This is a genomic window from Providencia sp. PROV205, from assembly GCF_028479505.1.
Classification (GTDB): domain Bacteria; phylum Pseudomonadota; class Gammaproteobacteria; order Enterobacterales; family Enterobacteriaceae; genus Providencia; species Providencia huaxiensis.
Window position 1 is genome coordinate 460,470 of record NZ_JAMPNU010000001.1, and the last position, 20,128, is coordinate 480,597.

Annotated in this window: 15 protein-coding genes and 4 tRNA genes; 16 read left to right on the forward strand and 3 right to left on the reverse strand. The window is 37.3% G+C overall.

Annotated elements, in window-relative coordinates:
• The first annotated feature begins 1 nt into the window (after position 1).
• Positions 2 to 682 carry a two-component response regulator DpiA gene (gene dpiA / locus PR800_RS02190; protein WP_102139284.1) on the forward strand — a complete coding sequence of 227 codons (681 nt, stop codon included), beginning with the start codon at positions 2 to 4 and terminating at the stop codon, positions 680 to 682.
• A 113-nt stretch (positions 683 to 795) separates the two neighbouring features.
• Here the strand turns inward: dpiA and PR800_RS02195 are convergent, their stop codons facing one another.
• Positions 796 to 1,824 carry a tetratricopeptide repeat protein gene (locus tag PR800_RS02195; RefSeq protein WP_206276549.1) on the reverse strand — a complete coding sequence of 343 codons (1,029 nt, stop codon included), beginning with the start codon at positions 1,822 to 1,824 and terminating at the stop codon, positions 796 to 798.
• Positions 1,825 to 2,771: 947 nt separating this feature from the next.
• Between PR800_RS02195 and dtpA the strand changes: the two genes are divergently transcribed.
• A complete protein-coding gene (dtpA, locus tag PR800_RS02200) occupies positions 2,772 to 4,238 on the forward strand; it encodes a dipeptide/tripeptide permease DtpA (protein WP_102139282.1) in 1,467 nt (488 codons plus the stop codon).
• Positions 4,239 to 4,313: 75 nt separating this feature from the next.
• On the opposite strand, the gene glpX is transcribed toward dtpA, so the two are convergent.
• Both glpX and PR800_RS02210 read right to left on the reverse strand, forming a co-directional pair.
• Positions 4,314 to 5,291: a class II fructose-bisphosphatase gene (glpX, locus tag PR800_RS02205; protein ID WP_195698777.1), complete on the reverse strand. Its 978-nt coding sequence runs from the start codon at positions 5,289 to 5,291 to the stop codon at positions 4,314 to 4,316.
• Positions 5,292 to 5,452: 161 nt separating this feature from the next.
• Positions 5,453 to 6,376, reverse strand: coding sequence for an AEC family transporter (locus tag PR800_RS02210; protein WP_102139280.1), 924 nt, complete (start codon positions 6,374 to 6,376; stop codon positions 5,453 to 5,455).
• Between the two features lie 595 nt (positions 6,377 to 6,971).
• Here PR800_RS02210 and PR800_RS02215 point away from each other — a divergent pair.
• The 14 genes from PR800_RS02215 (at position 6,972) to PR800_RS02280 (ending at position 19,876) form a co-directional block, all read left to right on the forward strand.
• Positions 6,972 to 9,800, forward strand: a complete 2,829-nt coding sequence (locus PR800_RS02215) for a DUF2339 domain-containing protein (protein ID WP_272530118.1) — start codon at positions 6,972 to 6,974, stop codon at positions 9,798 to 9,800.
• The gene (locus tag PR800_RS02220; protein WP_272530119.1) at positions 9,797 to 11,281 is read left to right on the forward strand and encodes a DUF3999 family protein; all 1,485 of its coding nucleotides are present in this window, start codon (positions 9,797 to 9,799) and stop codon (positions 11,279 to 11,281) included. The genes PR800_RS02215 and PR800_RS02220 overlap by 4 nt, the downstream gene beginning before the upstream one ends.
• A 167-nt stretch (positions 11,282 to 11,448) precedes the next feature.
• Positions 11,449 to 11,718: a hypothetical protein gene (locus PR800_RS02225; RefSeq protein ID WP_102139277.1), complete on the forward strand. Its 270-nt coding sequence runs from the start codon at positions 11,449 to 11,451 to the stop codon at positions 11,716 to 11,718.
• A 73-nt stretch (positions 11,719 to 11,791) separates the two neighbouring features.
• Positions 11,792 to 12,205, forward strand: a complete 414-nt coding sequence (locus PR800_RS02230) for a GFA family protein (protein ID WP_210848752.1) — start codon at positions 11,792 to 11,794, stop codon at positions 12,203 to 12,205.
• Between the two features lie 183 nt (positions 12,206 to 12,388).
• Entirely contained in the window at positions 12,389 to 12,796 is a 408-nt protein-coding gene (gene psiE / locus PR800_RS02235) for a phosphate-starvation-inducible protein PsiE (protein ID WP_172412229.1), read from the forward strand.
• 295 nt (positions 12,797 to 13,091) lie between these two features.
• The gene (locus PR800_RS02240) at positions 13,092 to 14,645 is read left to right on the forward strand and encodes an AbgT family transporter (RefSeq protein ID WP_102139275.1); all 1,554 of its coding nucleotides are present in this window, start codon (positions 13,092 to 13,094) and stop codon (positions 14,643 to 14,645) included.
• A gap of 67 nt (positions 14,646 to 14,712) precedes the next feature.
• Positions 14,713 to 15,945 (forward strand): peptidase T, encoded by a 1,233-nt coding sequence (gene pepT / locus PR800_RS02245; protein ID WP_102139274.1) that lies wholly within the window; start codon positions 14,713 to 14,715, stop codon positions 15,943 to 15,945.
• Between the two features lie 196 nt (positions 15,946 to 16,141).
• Complete coding sequence (locus tag PR800_RS02250) at positions 16,142 to 16,828, forward strand: LuxR C-terminal-related transcriptional regulator (RefSeq protein WP_102139273.1); 687 nt, start codon at positions 16,142 to 16,144, stop codon at positions 16,826 to 16,828.
• Positions 16,795 to 18,627 carry an excinuclease ABC subunit UvrC gene (uvrC, locus tag PR800_RS02255; RefSeq protein ID WP_272530122.1) on the forward strand — a complete coding sequence of 611 codons (1,833 nt, stop codon included), beginning with the start codon at positions 16,795 to 16,797 and terminating at the stop codon, positions 18,625 to 18,627. The genes PR800_RS02250 and uvrC overlap by 34 nt, the downstream gene beginning before the upstream one ends.
• Before the next feature lie 57 nt (positions 18,628 to 18,684).
• Positions 18,685 to 19,233 carry a CDP-diacylglycerol--glycerol-3-phosphate 3-phosphatidyltransferase gene (pgsA, locus tag PR800_RS02260; protein ID WP_102139271.1) on the forward strand — a complete coding sequence of 183 codons (549 nt, stop codon included), beginning with the start codon at positions 18,685 to 18,687 and terminating at the stop codon, positions 19,231 to 19,233.
• Between the two features lie 166 nt (positions 19,234 to 19,399).
• Positions 19,400 to 19,475: transfer RNA gene (locus PR800_RS02265), tRNA-Gly, on the forward strand.
• 23 nt (positions 19,476 to 19,498) lie between these two features.
• Positions 19,499 to 19,572 (forward strand) — tRNA-Cys (locus PR800_RS02270).
• 7 nt (positions 19,573 to 19,579) lie between these two features.
• A tRNA-Leu gene (locus PR800_RS02275) sits at positions 19,580 to 19,666 on the forward strand.
• A gap of 123 nt (positions 19,667 to 19,789) precedes the next feature.
• Positions 19,790 to 19,876: transfer RNA gene (locus tag PR800_RS02280), tRNA-Leu, on the forward strand.
• Positions 19,877 to 20,128: the final 252 nt, after the last annotated feature.

Genomic DNA, 20,128 nt, shown 5'->3' on the forward strand with positions numbered 1-20,128 from the left:
AATGATTAAGATAAAAATCCTCATTGTGGAAGATGAGTTGCTGCTTGCCGAAATGCACAGTGAATATATAAAAGCCTATCCTGCATGTGACAAAGTTTGGCTTGCTGGTAACCTTGCAGAAGCAAGAAAAATGGTTGAATACATGAAACCAGACCTGATCTTGTTAGATAACTATTTACCTGATGGAAAAGGCATTGATCTGGTTCACGAATTAATACAAGAAAGAAATAATGCAGACATTGTATTTACTACGGCTGCAAGTGATATGGATACAGTCTCTGAAGCGATTCGTTTAGGCGTTTTTGATTATTTGGTGAAGCCAATTGCCTACGAGCGCTTAGGTCAAACGTTGGATAGATATATTCAACGTAAATCTGTTTTACAAGACAGCAGCAAAACGAATCAAAGTAAAATTGATGATATGTTTAATACCTATGCACGTGGGGAATCTAAGGAAGAACTTCCAACAGGTATTGATATTATTACACTCGAAAAAATACTCGCTTTATTCACAGAGCCTGATGTGCAGTTTACGGCAGAAAGTATTGCTGAAACAATCAAGCTCAGTCGTACCACAGCAAGACGTTATTTGGAGTATTGTTTAGCGAAGGATAAAATCGAAGCTGAAATTGAGTATGGTAAAGTTGGCCGGCCGCAGCGGATTTACCGTAGCAAATTGTGAGTGTTTGTATTCATAGTATATGTCGATAGACGCCCTGCATTGGTTATTACCAATGCAGATTTTCTTTACCTTGTTTATATTGGTGGTACAACAGTAAGCTTGAGAAATAGAATTTATTGCTGTTGATGCTCTAAAATTAACACTTTCTTTTCAGCTCTTTCATGGCCTTTAGCCGCTGCAAGCTGATACCAGCGTAGGGCTTTTTTATCATCAGTTTCAACACCCATGCCATATTGATAACAAGCTCCTGCTGCATATTGCGCATCGGCACTATTTTGCTGGGCAGCTTTTATAAACCAATGACATGCTTTAGCTTGGTCAGCTTTGATACCATCACCGCGTGCATAGATAAGTGCAACATTAAATTGAGCTGACATTTCACCTTGTTCAGCCGCTTGGGTTAGCCATTTTATGGCGGATTGGATATCTTTTTTAGTACCTTGTCCAGTTAAGTACAACATACCTAAGCTATTTTGAGCGGGTGAAAACCCTAATTCGGCTGCGCGGGTAAAATATTGAAAGGCGAGGGGGTAGTTTGTTTTATCATACATACCTACTGCAGCTTGATAACCCAATAAATAGAGTGCTTGAGGGTGGTTTTTCTCAGCGAGAGCAAGGTATATTTTTTGTGCCTTTTGTGGGTCTTTTGTGATGGCTTTTCCCTCTTCATACCAATAGGCTAGGGTGAGCATCGCAGGTTGAAAATGTTGTTCAGCCGCTTTTTTTAGCCACTGTTCGGCTTCTTCTGGGTTTTTCTCTAATAAATTATCAAGACCGTATAAGGTGTATTCGGCCATATTCATCTGGCCAATAGGGTCACCATTTTCGGCTGCAGTTTGCATCCAATGGAGCATTTGTTTTTCATCGAGTGCAACACCGGTTCCTTGCTGGTACATTAAGCCAAGGTTAATTTGAGCTTTTGTAAACCCTTGATTGGCAGAGAGAAGGTACCAGTGTAAAGCCTGGTCAAACTGTTGATGAGACTGATAAAACATTCCTAAATTAAATTGAGCTTCAGCTTGCCCTTGTTCTGCAAGTGCGATTAGCGCTTCTTCATTGATGAGTGGAGCGGTCTCTTCTGCGAAAGCCTGGGGGGAAAATACGTTAATAAAGATAAAAAATAATAAAAATATTTTTTTCACATGACATCCTTTCGACTAAGCGCTCAATGGCTAAGTTATCTTGTTAGGTAAGTTCCTGCAACGATTGATAGATATTTTATATTAATTCTACTAAATCAAATGGTTAATTGTTGCTATTAGCACATTGGGCAAAAAACACATAAAAAACTTTAAAAAAAGATGAACTTTTTTCCGTTATAACCACTCTTAGTAGTATCTATATACTGTTTGCTTGCGTAAACATTCATATATTTACCCTCATCATTCATTTCTTTACATGAAGTAATGTAATAATGCATCTACGTAGTGATAGTTTGAATTTAGCAAAAGATCCTTGAGTAGAATGCATTATGCCCAGTTTACTACTGGGCTTTTTTTTATCCAAAATTCCAATCTGCATGTACCTTTCACCGCACTCCTTTAAAGTTTTTCCTACCAGTAAAATAAAAAGCGTCTGGTTGATATGGATGATTTTTGTTTCACATAATACTTACAGCAATAAATCATAAGGTTATAAATCGCGACATTATAGTTTCAATGCAGAATAATGTTCTTAACATTTAATGAACAAATGACTAATTAGTAATCGATAATAATTTGGTAATTTTGTAAAAAATTGAAGTTAATCACGATTAAATTCAATTGATGTAGTAATTAATACTAGCTAATTCTTTAATTTTGGTGCATAAATACCGTATATGGCTCAATTGATTATTGGGTTCTTGGCGGGTTATCTACCAGTTAATGTTGAATAAATAATCAAATGTGCTTTAACTCATTGAATTTATGTTTGAGATCCATAAACAAGCCTACACACAGTTTTGTTTATTTTGAGGTCAGGGAATGATACTCCTCCTACCAAAAGTGAATCTTTTCAACTTTGAATTCTTGAGATCATAACAATGCGAGAGCGTATAGAGCGTTCCGTGGTTTTTTTGCATATGTACAGGTTGTACTAGAGGTAACTTGTGTCCACAACAAATAACAAAGAGGAAGTTAGTCTTAACGCGTTTAAGCAACCTCGCTCATTCTATCTTATTTTTTCTATCGAACTCTGGGAACGTTTTGGTTACTACGGTCTTCAAGGGATCCTTCCAATATACCTAAGCCAAGTGCTGGGTATGTCAGAAAAAGAATCAATTACACTTTTCTCAGCGTTCGCAGCGTTAGTTTATGGCTTTGTTGCGGTAGGTGGCTGGTTAGGGGATAAAGTCCTTGGCACAAAACGTGTGATTGTTCTTGGAACAATCACTCTGATTGCAGGGTATGCATTTGTTGCTTTCTCAGGGCATGATGTGTCGATGGTCTATGTTGGCTTGGCGACTATTGCGGTTGGTAATGGTTTATTTAAAGCGAATCCATCATCACTCTTATCAACCTGCTATGAAAAAGATGATCCACGGTTAGATGGCGCATTTACCATGTACTATATGTCCGTGAATATTGGTTCATTTTTCTCAATGATTGCAACGCCATGGTTAGCGAAACATTATGGTTGGGATGTTGCGTTCTCTCTTAGTGTTGTGGGCTTGATTATCACATTGATTAACTTCTATATGTGTAAAAAATGGGTTTCTCAACATGGCTCAAAGCCTGACTTTGCACCTGTCGTTATTTCAAGGTTAGTTGCTACAGTTGCAGGCGTTATTGCATTAATTGCGATTTCTACATGGTTATTGCATAACCTTGGTATCGCACGTGCAGCATTAGCGATTATTTCTTTGGGTATTTTAGTTATCTTTATCAAAGAAACATTAGCACTAAAAGGTACGGCTCGTCGCCGCATGATTGTTGCATTGATTCTAATGCTTGAAGCGATAGTATTCTTCGTTCTTTATAGCCAAATGCCTACCTCATTAAACTTCTTTGCATTACATAACGTAGAACATGAAGTTCTTGGTTTTTCTATTGAACCTGCGCAATATCAAGCTCTGAACCCATTATGGATTATGATTGGAAGCCCAATTTTAGCCGCGATTTATAATAAAATGGGTGATAACTTACCAATGCCACATAAGTTTGCGATTGGTATGTTGTTATGTTCCGCTGCATTCTTAGTTTTACCACTAGGCGCTAAATTTGCAAATGAAGCTGGTATTGTTTCCGTTGAATGGCTGATTATTTGTTACGGCTTCCAAAGCATTGGTGAGCTGATGATCTCTGGCCTTGGGCTTGCGATGGTGGCTCAGTTAGTTCCGCAACGCTTAATGGGCTTTATTATGGGCGCATGGTTCCTAACCAACTCAGCAGCTGCATTTATTGCGGGATATGTTGCCTCAATGGCGGCGGCACCAGAAGGTGAACTTACCAGCAAAGTCGAATCTTTGGCTGTGTATAGTGACGTATTCTTGAAGATTGGTTTAGTGACTGGTGTGATTGCAATTTTGATGGTTTTAACCGCTCCGATGTTAAATCGTATGACTCTTGAGCGTTAATTTTCATCTTAAGTTGCAGTAATCAAAAGGGCTAAGAAGCCCTTTTGATATATGTGACATACGGTAATAGACGTATTAATTAAAATAGCGGTTATTAATCAGTTTTAGCGAGCGGTCACGGCCATTAACCAAAATGGTATTCGAAATACGGCTGTACGCATCTATTGATACGCCATCCATCAAGATTGTTGGTGTGATGGCTGTGGCGGCAAAGATAACATCAGAAGTGCTGACCATCTGGTCTAAAGATAAAACCTCACCAATTTCTAACCCCATTTGTTGGCAACGCAAAACTTCTTGTGCCGCGAGTTGTTTGTTTTCTTCGCTATCTCCTTTAGCTTTATCTCGAGAAACTAGCCTTGCTTGCATGTCACCACCTAAAGCGCGTGCGATGGCTGCACTGATAATACCTTCAGGAGCACCGCCAGTTCCATACATCATATCAATTGGGTGCTCAGGAAGGATAGTCAGTAATGAGGCGAGTACATCACCATCAGGAATGGTAATCACATTTGCACCAAAATTACGGATAGTCTTGATAATATGTTGATGGCGAGGTTTATCAAGCACTGCGATTGAAAGACTTGAGATTGGTTTATTCAATGCAGAGGAAAGGAACTCTAAATTTTTCTCTAGGGGATTGGCAAGGTGAACGGCCCCTCTAGCTGCGGCCCCAACAACCAGTTTTTCCATATACATATCAGGTGCTTGAAGTAGTGTTCCTGTTGGTGCCGCTGCCAGTACGGCAATGGCATTTTTTTCATTGCAAGCGACCATGCGAGTTCCATCGATAGGATCTACCGCAATATCTAATCCAACAGAACCAGATTGTTTGCCAACTTGTTCACCAATATATAGCATGGGAGCATCGTCGATTTCACCTTCACCAATGACAATTTTTCCATGAAAATCAATTTCATTTAGGCGATTTCTCATCGCTTCTACCGCGGCTTTATCTGCAGCATTTTTATCTTGTTTACCCACCCAATCGAAGGCAGCAACTGCAGCGACCTCGGTAACGGAAGCAATAGCAGAAGCTAACTCATCACTAATTTTCATTTTTTGTTTGTATCCCAGATGTATAAAAGAAAAGTATTTATCACTATGATACGTTTTTTGTGATCTATCTGGCAAATAATGGGTGATTAAATCGACAGAGAATTTGGCGGCAGAATGTAATGGTAGCCTAAACATCGGCTACCATTAATTGAAAATTAAAGCATTTCTACGATAGTGATACCGCCAATAATCGAAATTAAGGCAGCTAATGTACTTAATAACACGGTTCCTGCTGAGGTTTCAGTATAGGCTTGGTTGCTAATGGCCAATGCGGGCACTGCGGTCGCGGTGGGTAATACACCAATAATAAATGCCGCTTTCAGTAAATCATCTTGTAAACCTAAAGCGAGTCCAGTTCCTAAAATTAGGGCTGCTTGAACAAAGTTTTTAATAAAAACGTTAAATACAATTTCCTTACTAATTGTCAGTTTGATCCCAGAAAGGAGTAATCCAAGGAAGAATAGGGCGACTCCGCCTGCTGTTTTCCCTAATTCATTGACTGAATTTTGTAATATCTCCGGTAATTTAACGCCCAAAATAGCCAGTATTGCCCCTAGAATAGGAAGAAAAACTAAGGGTTGGGCAATGGCTTTACCAACAGATTTTAAGATACTGTTTCCTTGTTGTGACCCGCTGATCATTAAGAGAGTAAATGGAATAATAATAACGGTATAAATAAGGTTACCTAATACCATTGCTATTAAGCCTGATGAGCCGACAGTTGCAAGTAATACAGGTGGCCCACAGTAGGCCATATCAGGAAAAGACACCGACAAGGCTTGCATAGCTGCATCTTTTTTATTATGGCGAAAAATAAATTTACCAAAAATAAAACCAATCACGTATGTTGCAATTAATCCTACGGCCAATGCTAATAAATAGTCAATATTGAGTAATACCGAGGGTGGTGCTTGTGCAGCAGCAAGAAATAGTGCAAACGGTAATGCTATTTTAACAACAAAGTCAGCAAAAGCTTGGGAATACTCTCGTTTGATGAACCCGTATTTACCCGATAGCCAACCAACGGCTAATCCAAGAACAATGGGCCCTAAAGCAGCAAGTATAATGTGAGTTAGCATTAAAAAATTCTCCCGATATTATGCGGTAGGCCTTATTTCATAAAAAGTCAGTTAAATGACAGTTAACACTTTCCCTTGCGATTAATCTCAGTCTAATTAAAAAATTTATACATTTCATCAATGTGTAATAAAGAAAATAATTAATATTATCTTTAAGTGGCTATAGTCATTTAAGGATAATAAATATTAGAGTAAATATTTTAAAATAAATATATTATATAAATAACATAATAAAAATAATTGTACTAATAAAATTTTTATTATTAATTAGTTAAGTATCTGAAAATGAATATCGAAAAATAGACACTCAATCAATTATCTATTTTCCATGAATTAAACTATCATTAAATGATGATTAAGGGTTTTCTTAGTTACTAAAATAACGAATGAGAGTATTAATAAGTCATAAAAAACGGGTGAGGGTATTGCTTCTTTTTTGTTCAGAGTATAGCTAAAAGTAGAGTGTAATGAATTATTTTGTAACAGTTTATTACATTTGGTTGGCAAGGGGATCAATGCTATCTACACTAGCAGTAATCGTGGTCTTTATTTTCCAGATTCTAAATTGTGAATTTTATTATGAGGAAACCTATTTGTGGATACTTGGATACTAGTAGGACTCGTATTAGTTTTTCTGCTAGTGCTAGCTCCGATACTTGCTATCATTGCCATCAATCGAACTGGTCGGTTGCAGTATCAAATTTCGCTATTAAATCAGAAGGTTTCCTCATTAGAAGCTCTCCTTTCTAACTCTAAACCCTCACAAAGTGTATCTGTTGATGATGTAACGGCTCCCCAACCAAGCTTCGATGAAAAACAAGATGTCTTCTCAATGAGCCATGCTACTTATCAGCAGGCTGAAAAAGAACATGCTTTATCTGATCATGTTTTATCTAGTCATGCTAGCTCGGTTCCCATTACGGAACAAACTGTCTATGAAGATCCTCTCGAACGCTCTCCAATTAATGAAAACATCAACTCAAATAGGTTTGATAACTCGACAGCACCGCAAATAGACCCAAATCGGTTTAATCATAATGAACGTAAAACAGATCAAAATAATCAAAATGCGGTTAGTCATGATAAATCAATATTCAGCCATTTCTTTAGCTGGTTAATAAAAGGAAATCCTGTTGCGAAAATAGGTATTCTGTTGTTATTCCTAGGTGTGGCGTATTTACTGAATTATAGCGTGCAAAATGACATTATTTCACCACAAATGCGTTTAATTTTCAGTGCAGTAGGGTGCTTAGGCTTACTTGGCGTTGGCTGGTGGTTACGGAATAAAAAGGCATTATTTGGGTTGATTTTACAAGGGGGAGCAATAGGCTGCTTGTATATCACTATTTTTGCTGCCTTTAAATTATATACGATGGTGCCATATGGAATGGCATTTGCATTTATGTTGCTTATTTGTGCTGCAAGTATTGCTTTGGCATTATTGCAGCGAACGATTAGCTTAGCGGTTTTGGCATCAATAGGCGGGTATTTAGCACCTGTATTACTATCGACTGGTGGTGGAAGCCATGTTGTTTTATTTTCTTATTACCTGATGCTATCTATTGGTATTTTAGTTATTAGTGTGTGGCAGGCTTGGCGCCCTTTAAATTTAGTCGGTATGGTGATGACTTATGGCGTTGCCGTTTTATGGGGGGTAGATAATTACCAGCCAGACTATTATTTATCCTGCCAACTCTTTATTATTGCTAATTTAGTCGTATTTAATGCTTTAACTCAACTATTTTCACTACGTTTTGAACATAGCAAGCAACTTATTGTTGATAATACGCTTCTGTTTGTTCCTCCCTTTGTCAGTATTGCTCTTCAATTCTTTATTTCACAAGGGGAAGGTTTGCTGCCAGCCTTTATTTCTCTGATGATAGGCTTGTTATATCTGGTTACTGGTTTGCAAGTGCATAAACGCTATAAATCTGCTGGCAAGAATATGGCATTAGCAAATATTATTATTGGTGCTGGATTTATCACGTTAGCTATTCCACTAGCGTTAACATTTGAGTGGACCTCCATTATTTGGTCATTAGAAGGTCTGTTAATCCTTTGGTTTGGTTTACAGCAAAACCAGAAAAAAATGGCGGCGATTGGCTCTTTATTGATAGTTATTAGCGCAATTACTTTATTAAGTGATTATCCTTATCTATATTGGAGTCGCAGTAGTACTTATATGGTTCCAGTGCTATTAGTCGCATGTTTTATGGCGGGTGGGCTTTTCCATACTCGTCGTAAAGAAGATAGTAACTTTACTTTATTTAGTTATGGTTTCTTAATTATTGGGTTGGTAACGTGGTTTTGTTGGTTACCTTTATTTACCGATATTTTATCGTGGAGCCGTGAGTCTGAAGGCTTTATTATTTTAGTCTTGGTTGTTATTTCTGTTTGGTTTTGGCGTTTATATGCTATCCATATTAATTGGGTGCCGTTGTTACTGTGCCAATCTATCTTGTGGATTGCGGGCTATTATTATCTTAGTTTAGATTTCGTTAACGACCAAAACCCAATGGGACGTGGCGAAGGTTCTCTTATATGGCCAGTTGTTTTGGGCAGTTCTGTTTTATTTGTTATTCATGCATATAAGCTTCGTGACCCCTGGATGCAAAGATGTCTCCATAGCGCTAATTTATGGTTAATTCTTGCGTTTATTGGTACTCAAGTAAATTGGTTCGTTTCTATTTTACCTTGGGGAATGCACGAAGTCGGGTATTTTATGTATATCATGGCCATAACACTAACCATTATTGTTCTGTATTGGCTACAACAAAGTAGAATGCCACCGATGAAACGAAATGGACTGATTTATTGGTATTCGATGCTTCCTGTCGCTGCCGGGCTAATCATATTGTCTAGCTATGCTAATTTAGAAGATGGCAAACTGACGTTTTGGAGTTATATACCATTAATCAATCCATTAGATGAAGCTGGGTTATTTAGTATCGCGGCGCTAGTTTTGATACGTAGAGGGTTCACGCAGAAAATACGTAAAGTGACAGCGGTTAATTTTTGGGTTCTGCGTAGTTTATTAGTGGCCACTATTGCACTTTCTGCTTATTGGTTTAACGGTATTTTAATTCGTGCAACAGCAGATTTCGCAGCACTGAGCTGGAATTATGAAACCCTCTATGATTCGCGCTTAGTACAAACTGTACTTTCTATCAGTTGGGCATTGGCTGCATTAGCCTGCATTATTGTTGCTGCTCTCAAGAAAAACCGTATTTGCTGGTTTATAGGGGCAGGTATTTTTGCATGTGTTATTGCCAAGTTATTCTTAATTGATATTTATGGGCAAGGTGGTATTTCTCGTGCAATTTCCTTTATTGGTGTTGCATTGTTAATTTTAATTGTTGGGTATTTTTCGCCATTACCACCAAAAGAAGCAAAAGGGAAAGTCGAACAGGAGATGCAACCATGAGTTTAATAAAAAATACAAGACTAGGAAAGTTTATTACTGTCCTCTCTTTATCATTATTTTCTAGTTACATGAATGCAGAGACAGTAGAAGAGACGACACCTTATAGTTTTTATCAAGGCTCAGAAATAAATGTACTTGATACATCGACCCCTTTTTATTGGTTAGAGCTTCCCGCAAATGCGTATATTAATTCAGCGTACCCTAAAACGTTGCAAGATGTTCGAGTTTTTAATGGCACTGGTAATGAAATGCCTTCCGTATTATTTTCTGATACTGAAAAATCCGTCTCTAATGAAAAAGTGGTTTTTACACCACAACGTTTAGTGACCCAAGTTGACAACGTTAATTCCGATGATGATGTGCGTAGAGAAAGGCAACATCTACTAGTCGAATCTATCCCAGGTAAAGTGAATAGAATTGAGTTGCCTAGTATGCAAGTGAAAGATAATGTTGCTTATCAGGCTTATTTATTAACGAGAAATCAAAACCAAACTAAAGATGCCCCCGTTAAGAGCCTGACATTAGACTGGGCTAAAAGTGAGAAAGAGTGGCAGGCAAAGGTATCTATTTTTGCTAGCGATGATAAAGAAAATTGGTTAAATGTAGCATCGAACCAGCCAATTATGAATTTAAAATTAAATTCTGAAACTATTGTAAGTAATAATATTGAATTATTGAATGGTAATTCAAAAGCATTAAATGCACCTTATCTTATGGCTGTAATTGTAAGTGCTCCAGATATTGTTATACCCGATTTATTAAAAGTAGATGCAACTTCTAGCGTATTCAATTCAACTCACCGTCAAGAACTATTTCATTTTGAGATGACGAACGATGGAGTTTCAAAAGATCATATAATCTATCAGTTACCTAGAGCACTGCCGTTAAGTGAATTACAAATACAGTTGCAACAACCAAACCGCGTGATCCCCTTAAAAATCGAGTATTCATCTGATCGCGGTGAAAGCTGGAAATTACTCACTAATATTGTCGCCTATAATCAAACAATAGATGGTGATTTAGTCAGTAATCCAAGCACTGCACTTTATGGCGAAATGGTAGGGAAAGTAAAAATTTCTGCGCTCAAAGGCAGTTGGGAGGATCAACCGCCAAGATTAACGGGAAAACGAGATGCTTATAACCTTATTTTTAATTTACAAGGTCCCTCGCCGTATTTGCTTGTTTGGGGAAATAAACAAGCAAGCTTTGATAAATTAACCACAAGTCAGCTTGTAGGAAAACCAGATAGTATTGATGAATTAATGACGAATTACCCCCAGTTATTTCTTGATAACACAATCATTGAGTTGGGAGGGGTAGATAGATTAACTTCAGTAGAAGAGGCTGATGATAATTTTAACTGGTTGACAATTACTTTATGGATACTGTTATTTATTGGTATCTTAGTATTGATCTATTTTTGCTGGTATTTATTAAGAGAAGTTAATTCTTCAGATAAAGCTAATCATGAAGAGTTATAACTAGATATTTTTATTAGCCAAATAGGGAATAGTACCCTATTTGGTTCCAATTTACGTCTTTGACAATTCTGACATCTCTTTACTCAAGCATGAGCACACTTACCTTTAGTCTGTTTTTTCTGACAAGGATTTGCGCTAAAACAATCATAACGAAATAGGAGATAATGATGGAAAGAACATTACTGGCTCGTATATTTATTGTGATTGTTATTTTGACCGGTTCTTCAATAGTAGCTCAAGCTGCAAATAATACCGTATTAACAGAATTTATAGCACATAATCAAGTGACGTATGAGTATGTGTTACAAAATACAAACCAAAGTGAAGCAGACATAGAGTTTGAACGAGAAACAAAAGAGCTTGATAGTTCTCAACTGCGTAATATTATTAATGATAAACGTTTTACTGGTCGGCAATTTAGAATAGATACAAAGTAAGTAATAACTAAATTTTTACTGTGGTTATATTCATATTGAGTAATAAATCAGCTATCTAAATAAAGGAAATTCTATGCATCAAGGCCAATGTTTATGTGGTTCTGTAAAAATCACAACAGCAAAAGATATTAGCCATGTCAGTGTATGCCATTGCGGAATGTGTCAAAAATGGAATGGTGGCCCAGGTTTTAGTGTTGATTGTGGTAACGACTTAATAATAGAGGGGCAAGAAGCTGTGACGATCTTTGCATCATCCGAATGGGGAGAGCGTGCATTCTGTAAGAATTGTGGTTCACACCTTTTTTACCATTTACTTTCACCGTCAACATACTATGTATCAGCAACCTTATTTAAAGAGAGTAAAGATGCGCAAATGAGTATGCAGATTTACATAGATAGTAAGCCCCAATATTATAATTTTGTAGAAAAAACGCCCATGTTGACAGAGAAAGACATTATGGAAATGATGTCACCGTCATCGGATTAAAATTTCTAATTATTACGTTAATAGTAAGCCATAAGGGGTTTAACGGTAGCTGTTCAGACTGTATTTTTTGATACTATTTGTTAAATTAATTTCTTGTTTGTCATGCGAGTGATTTAAATTTGTTTTACAATTAAGAAAATAACTAGGTTTAAACGTTGTTCAGAGGGATAACAAATGAATAGTATGAAAGGAATGCGTCATGCGAGTAATATTGCGTGGGTACTACAATGGATACTAAATATTGGCTTGATCTCACTCGCTGCTGTACTTGTATTCTTTTTAGCTAAAGAAACGGTAACAATGGCCTCATTAATGTTTGGTAGCTCAAAAGGGGCAACGGCCTATGAATTATTAGAAGGCATTGTCATTTATTTTCTGTATTTTGAGTTTATTGCCTTGATTATAAAGTATTTTATGTCAGGGTATCACTTCCCATTAAGGTACTTTATATATATAGGTATAACGGCAATAATTCGTTTAATTATTGTTGACCATAGTGACCCAATGACAACGCTTTTGCATGCAGGAGCAATTTTAGTACTTGTTGTTGCACTTTATATTGCAAACACTGAAAAATTAAAGCGTGAATAGCATACATTAGTATAATTTACTGGCATGCAAAAAAAGGTGTAATTATTATTCCTTTTTTTGTATGTGTGACATCGAAGGCAAATACTTAAGCTATATATTCTGCATCTAAATCTATAAATTAATAAAATTTAAGATATGTAATATTTGGTAATTAAAATTAATATAAAAATTTCTAATATTTTATTTTGAAACTGGTTTATCCTGTTTAAACTAATCACAAAAGTATTTTACTTTTATATATAGGTTATTTACTGTTATAAAGTTTCTATTCTAATAACATAAGTAGCTTGTAAATATGACAACAAAAACACTCCCCAAGAAGAAAGGGTTTTTAAACCGTGTTGAGCGCATTGGTAATGTTATGCCTGATGTGACTATGCTGTTTGTTTATGCCCTGATTATATGTTGGTTTTTATCTTATCTGCTTTCTTTCGTAGATTTTAGTTATTACCATCCTATTTCAAAAGATAAAATCGCTATAGTTAATATGTTTCAGTATGAGGAAATAATATTATTTATTACTGCGGCAGTTAAAAATTTTATTAACTTCCCTCCTCTTGGTATAACGATAGTGGCAACGTTAGGTATTGGTATTGCGGAAAGTAGTGGTTTTATTAATACTGCATTGAAAAAAATGCTGTCGTTTATTTCACCTAGAATGCTAACGCCTACAGTAGTATTTGTCGGGATCGTTTCTCATATTGCTTCGGATTCTGCCTATGTCATTTTAATGCCAGTTGCAGCGATGATGTTTTATGCGAGTGGTCGTCACCCGTTAGCTGGGATTGCTGCTGCATTTGCAGGTTTAGCAGGTGGATTTACTGCAAGCTATACACCATCAATTATTGACCCAATAATGCAAAGTTTTACGCAAGATGCTGCGCAAATGCTAGCGCCAGGTTATAGCGTGAATGTTCTATGTAACTATTTCTTTAGTTTGGGCGGAACATTTGGTGTTATTTTTACTTGCTGGTTTATCACTGAAAAAATTGTTGAGCCATGGCTGAATAAAAACTGCCCGATCAGTTTAAATGAAGTTGACACTGATTCTGAAAAAGATTTAGGTAAAATTACTGTTGCTGAAAATCGTGCTTTTCGAATTGCAGGTTTAGTGCTAATTGCTTTAGGTATCGGGTTATTTGCATTGTTATGGCCAGAAAATTCACCATTACGTGGGCCTGACGGTAGCTTAACTAGCCCGAAAGCACCTATTATGCAAATTGTTGTGCCTTTACTGTTTATTTTCTTTGCTTTGCCAGGCATTGTTTATGGCTACATGACGAGATCTTTTACATCAACAAAAGATGTTGTTAAAGCAATGGAGAATATTACTAAATCACTTATCCCATTTATTGTTTTCGCTTTTTTTGCTGCCCAATTTTTATATTCATTTCAACATTCTAATTTAGGCACATTATTGGCGCTTTCAGGGGCTGAGTTATTACGTACACTCGATATGCCATCTGGAATGACTGTTTTTGGAGTAATTCTATTAACCGCTATTTTAAATATTATGATTACTTCAGCGACGTCTAAATGGGCAATTATGGCGCCAGTATTGGTACCTATGCTAATGGCTGTGGGAATTTCACCTGAATTAACACAAGCAGCATTTCGTGTCAGTGACTCTGCGATGAACGTGAGCACACCGATGTTTCCGTTTTATCCGTTAATTCTGATGTATTGTCAAAAATATTATAAAAATGCAGGAATAGGAACATTGTGCTCAATGATGATCCCATTCACTGTTGGGTTATTAATTATTTTGACTTCAACATTATATTTGTTCTGGGCTTTTGATATCCCAATTGGTTTCGATAGCGGTTACACGTGGCATCCTGCACAATAGGTAGAGCCAATACCCTGTCTATTAAATAAATAGATAGGGTAAGTATAGTTAATGCAAGGAATATAAAATGAACGAATTAGGTAAACAATTAGAGCAGCGTTTTTACCGCTACCTCGCTATTGAAAGCCAAAGTGACGCAGCAAGCACGATTGTTCCAAGTACAGAGGGGCAACGTGAACTAGCAAAATTATTAGCGCAAGAGCTTGAAAGTTATGGTCTCAAAGATGTTTATATTGATGACCATGCCATCTTATATGCAATGCGCCCAGGAAATAAACCTTCAGCACCAAAAATAGGTTTTGTAACTCATTTAGATACGGTCGATGTTGGTTTATCTCCCATCATTAAGCCTCAAACCTTGAAGTATGAAGGTCATGACTTATGTTTAAATGAAAAAGAAAATATTTGGTTTAAGGTAGCAGAGCATCCAGAAGCAGCTCCTTATGTTGGTGAAGATATTATTTTTAGTGATGGAACCAGCGTTCTGGGTGCCGATAATAAAGCCGCTGTAACGGTTGTTATGGAATTAATGAATAAGCTGCAGCATGCTGATTTTGATTGTGGCGATATCTACGTTGCGTTTGTACCGGATGAAGAAATTGGCCTGCGTGGCTCTAAAATTATGGATTTATCCCGCTTTAACGTTGATTTTGCTTATACCATTGATTGTTGCGCACTTGGTGAGGTTGTGTATGAAACGTTTAATGCCGCTTCTATCGAGGTTTCAATTAAAGGTATTACCGCACATCCCATGTCAGCTAAGAATGTATTGTTGAATCCTATTCGTGTTGCACATGATTTTATTGGTTGTTTTGACCGCTTTGATACCCCAGAACACACAGAGCATCGCGAAGGCTATTTTTATGTCACAGATTTAATCGCAAACCCAGATAACGCTAAAATTAAAATGGCGATCCGTGATTTTGACCGCCATAGCTTTGCGGCACGGAAACGTTTTATAGAACAAGCGATTGATTTAATAAAAGCTCGTCATCCGCGTGCAAAAATTGAGTGTAATATTGTTGATGTGTATAGCAATATTAGTGACTCATTGGGAGATGACCGTACAGCGATCGATTTAATTTTTGAAGCACTGAAAATCCAAGAGGTTGAGCCTAAGGTAATTCCGATGCGTGGTGGTACTGATGGTTCTGCTTTATCGGCAAGAGGCATTTTAACTCCCAATTATTTTACGGGAGCACTTAATTTCCACTCATGCTTTGAGTTTCTACCTGTCCGTTCTTTTGAGAAAAGCTATTTAGTATCAGAAACCATCTGTCGTTTAGTTGGAAAAAAATAGCGTATCATTTTATTTTTAATATTAAGACCACTCAATAAGGTGGTCTTTAATTATTAATCACCATGAATCATTCCTTTAAATTATAATTTAATGTTATTTTTAATAAAACAAAGATAAACAAAAAAGTGTATATAATTTTTTTATTTATTCATTTATTATTTTTGCAATTAATTTTAAAGTCCAATAGGGGAATTAATTGATTAATATAATAATAATTGACGATAATAATATTGCAATTCGTGGTTTTGAAGCGTTTTTTTCACGTCATATACGCTATAAAGTTGTTGCTTCTTTTCCATCAGTGGAACATGTGGTTACATGGAATAGATGCCAAAAAGCAAATATGATTTTAATCAGCAGTGATAGTTTCCGCTATGACTCACTAAAAACCATACAAACACTCCGTCGAACTCAGCCGGATGTCGGGATCATTATTTACAATGTCAGAAATAATCCTTCGTTTTTTTTAAAAGCGTTAGATATCGGTATTTTCGGTTTACTAAGTATCAATGTGACAGAAGAGGATATCATTGAAGCTATCCAAGTTGTGAGTGTTAAACGACGGATTATATCTCCAGATATTGCCCAAGATCTTGCTCTTCAGCGGTTAGTCTATAGTAATCAACAAGATTTATATGATTTATTATCAGGGCGTGAATTAGAAATCATGTTGATGATCACTCAGGGAATGCCTATCAAGCAGGTGGCAGAGTCACTTTCCTTGAGCCCTAAAACAGTCAATACCTATCGATATCGAATGTTTAGTAAACTTAATATCTGTAGTGATGTAGAATTAACTCATATAGCCATCAGTTATGGTTTAATTACAGCAAAACAGGGTTTATTCGAGTGTCAGAACAGTTCGAGCCAAAGGCTTTTTTAAAAACAGTGACTAATCAACCTGGTGTATACCGTATGTATGACGCTGGGGAAACGGTTATTTATGTAGGAAAAGCAAAGGATCTTAAAAAGCGTTTATCAAGTTATTTTCGTGAAAATGTGGGGAGCCGCAAAACAGAGCAGCTGGTTAAGCAGATAGCCTCTATTGATGTGACGGTGACTCATACTGAAACAGAAGCACTATTACTTGAACACAACTATATTAAGTTGTACCAACCACGTTATAACGTATTGTTACGCGACGATAAATCATATCCTTATCTATTTTTAAGCAGCGAAGCTCACCCTAGAATTTCGATGCACCGAGGGGCGAAACATGCTAAAGGTGAGTACTTTGGCCCTTTCCCAAGCTCTTATGCAGTAAGGGAAACATTGGCATTAATGCAGAAGTTGTTTCCAATACGTCAATGTGAAGATAGCATGTATCGAAATCGCTCAAGGCCTTGTTTACAATATCAAATTGGCCGTTGCCTAGGCCCCTGTGTCAAAGGTTTAGTTTCCGATGAAGACTATAACCAACAAGTTGAATATGTCCGTTTATTTTTGACCGGAAAAGATAAACAAGTTTTGGCTGGCTTAGTTGACCGTATGGAAAAGGCAAGTTTAGAGCTACGTTTTGAAGATGCAGCGCGTTTTAGAGATCAAATTCAAGCAGTCAGGGCAGTCACTGAGGAGCAATATGTATCGGGTGACAGCGATGATCTGGACGTTATTGGTGTTTCTTTTGAATCTGGCCTTGCTTGTGTGCATGTACTTTTTATTCGCCAAGGGAAAGTGCTTGGAAGTCGCAGCTATTTCCCCAAAATTCCAACAGACACACAGCTTGATGAAGTGGTTCAAACCTTTTTAGGTCAGTTTTATTTGCAAGGTAGTGAAAATAGAACGTTACCTGGCGAAATATTATTAGATTTTGCATTAACAGAAAAAGAATTATTAGCGGAGTCTCTTTCTGAGATCGCTGGGCGAAAAATTAATATTCAAAGTCAGCCTCGTGGTGTGAGAGCTCGTTACTTAAAACTAGCGAGAACGAATGCATCGATTGCACTTTCAACTAAACTTGCACAACACTCGACGGTGCAACAGCGCATGGAAGCGCTTGCAAAAGTGGTTAATTTAGAAAATATCAACCGTATGGAGTGTTTTGATATCTCGCATACGATGGGGGAGCAAACCGTCGCTTCTTGTGTTGTGTTTGATAAATCGGGTCCAGTGAAATCTGAATATCGTCGTTATAACATTACTGGTATCACTCCTGGTGATGATTACGCAGCAATGCACCAAGTTTTAACGCGCCGATATGGTAAACACATTGATGAAAGCAAAGTTCCTGACATTATCTTTATCGATGGCGGTAAAGGGCAACTAGGGCAGGCAAAGGATGTATTTAATTCACTTGAGGTTGATTGGGATAAAAAACACCCATTGTTAATTGGTGTTGCTAAAGGTAGTGACCGCAAAGCAGGGCTTGAAACGTTATTTTTAAAGCCTGAGGGCGAAGGTTTTTCACTACCACCTGATTCTCCCGCTTTGCATGTTATCCAACATATCCGAGATGAGTCACATAATCATGCGATTACGGGGCACCGGCAACGAAGAGCAAAAGTCAAAAGTACGAGTGCATTAGAGTCAATCGAGGGAGTTGGGCCAAAACGTCGGCAGATGTTGCTAAAATATATGGGTGGGTTACAACCTTTACGTAATGCAAGTATAGAAGAAATCGCAAAAGTGCCCTCGATCTCATACGCCCTTGCAGAAAAGATTTATAATGCATTGAAACAGTGAGTGTCTTAGGGCAACATATTCATAATATCCAACTTGGTCAAAAAGTTAGTGAGCGTGATGAAATTAAACATACCAACGTGGTTGACATTATTTCGCGTCATCCTAATACCGTTTTTTGTATTAGCCTTTTATCTCCCTGTCGCTTGGGGGCCGTTTGCATGTGCGCTTATTTTTGTTATTGCAGCGGTAACTGATTGGTTTGATGGTTTTTTAGCAAGGTTGTGGAAGCAAACTACAAAGTTTGGTGCTTTTTTAGATCCTGTTGCCGATAAAGTTATGGTTGCAACGGCGTTAGTATTAGTTACAGAAAGTTATGATGTTTGGTATGTAACTTTGCCTGCAGCAACGATGATTGCACGTGAAATCATTATTTCGTCTTTACGTGAATGGATGGCAGAGATTGGTAAACGCAGCAGTGTGGCCGTTTCTTGGATTGGTAAATTTAAAACAACTGCTCAGATGATGTCATTAGTCGGTCTATTGTGGCGTCCAACGCCATTAATTGAAAATCTTTCAATTGCACTAATGTATGTTGCGGCTATCTTAACATTTTGGTCAATGTTCCAATATTTAAAGGCTGCATGGGCCGATTTGAGCGAAGCGTGATCGAAATGATTGAAAAAACAGCGAACGATCCAATTATTTAAATAATTGTATTGACTCGATAGGTGAAATCAGTAGAATGCAACGCATCGAACGGCAACATGGTTTACGAAAATAAATAAGTAAATCAGCCAGTTTGAAAAGCATAAGCTGAAAAGTGAAGCTTTATGCGGGAATAGCTCAGTTGGTAGAGCACGACCTTGCCAAGGTCGGGGTCGCGAGTTCGAGTCTCGTTTCCCGCTCCAAATTTCGAAAGAAATTCGGATAAGGCGCGTTAGCAAAGCGGTTATGCACCGGATTGCAAATCCGTGTAGCTCGGTTCGACTCCGGGACGCGCCTCCAAAATTTAGCCCAGGTGGTGAAATCGGTAGACACAAGGGATTTAAAATCCCTCGGCCTTTAGGCTGTGCGGGTTCAAGTCCCGCCCTGGGCACCATCTTAAAGTAATCTAAACACGATTAAGTGTTTTATTTTAAGTTTAGCTGACTACAATATATCAAATATATGGGTTAGCCGGGTAAGTTAATAATTTATCCAAGTTTTTGAGAACGAAAATTTAGCCCAGGTGGTGAAATCGGTAGACACAAGGGATTTAAAATCCCTCGGCCTTTAGGCTGTGCGGGTTCAAGTCCCGCCCTGGGCACCATCTAAATTTAAATCAGTTATGGTTTGAAATTAGCAATTAACCACCTCTAGGTGGTTTTTTTGTATTTACTTCCTTTCAAGTATTTTATACCAGCTCAATTAATATCGATTCTTTGTAATGTTTCCTATTTATATTCAATGGTTTATTAAAAAATGAAGCTGTTGTTTCATTGTGTCAATTAACTCGCTATTCGTGTAAAAAACCGTAAGTCAGACCGTTCCGTTAGTATTTTATGTCACTATTCTGATCCTT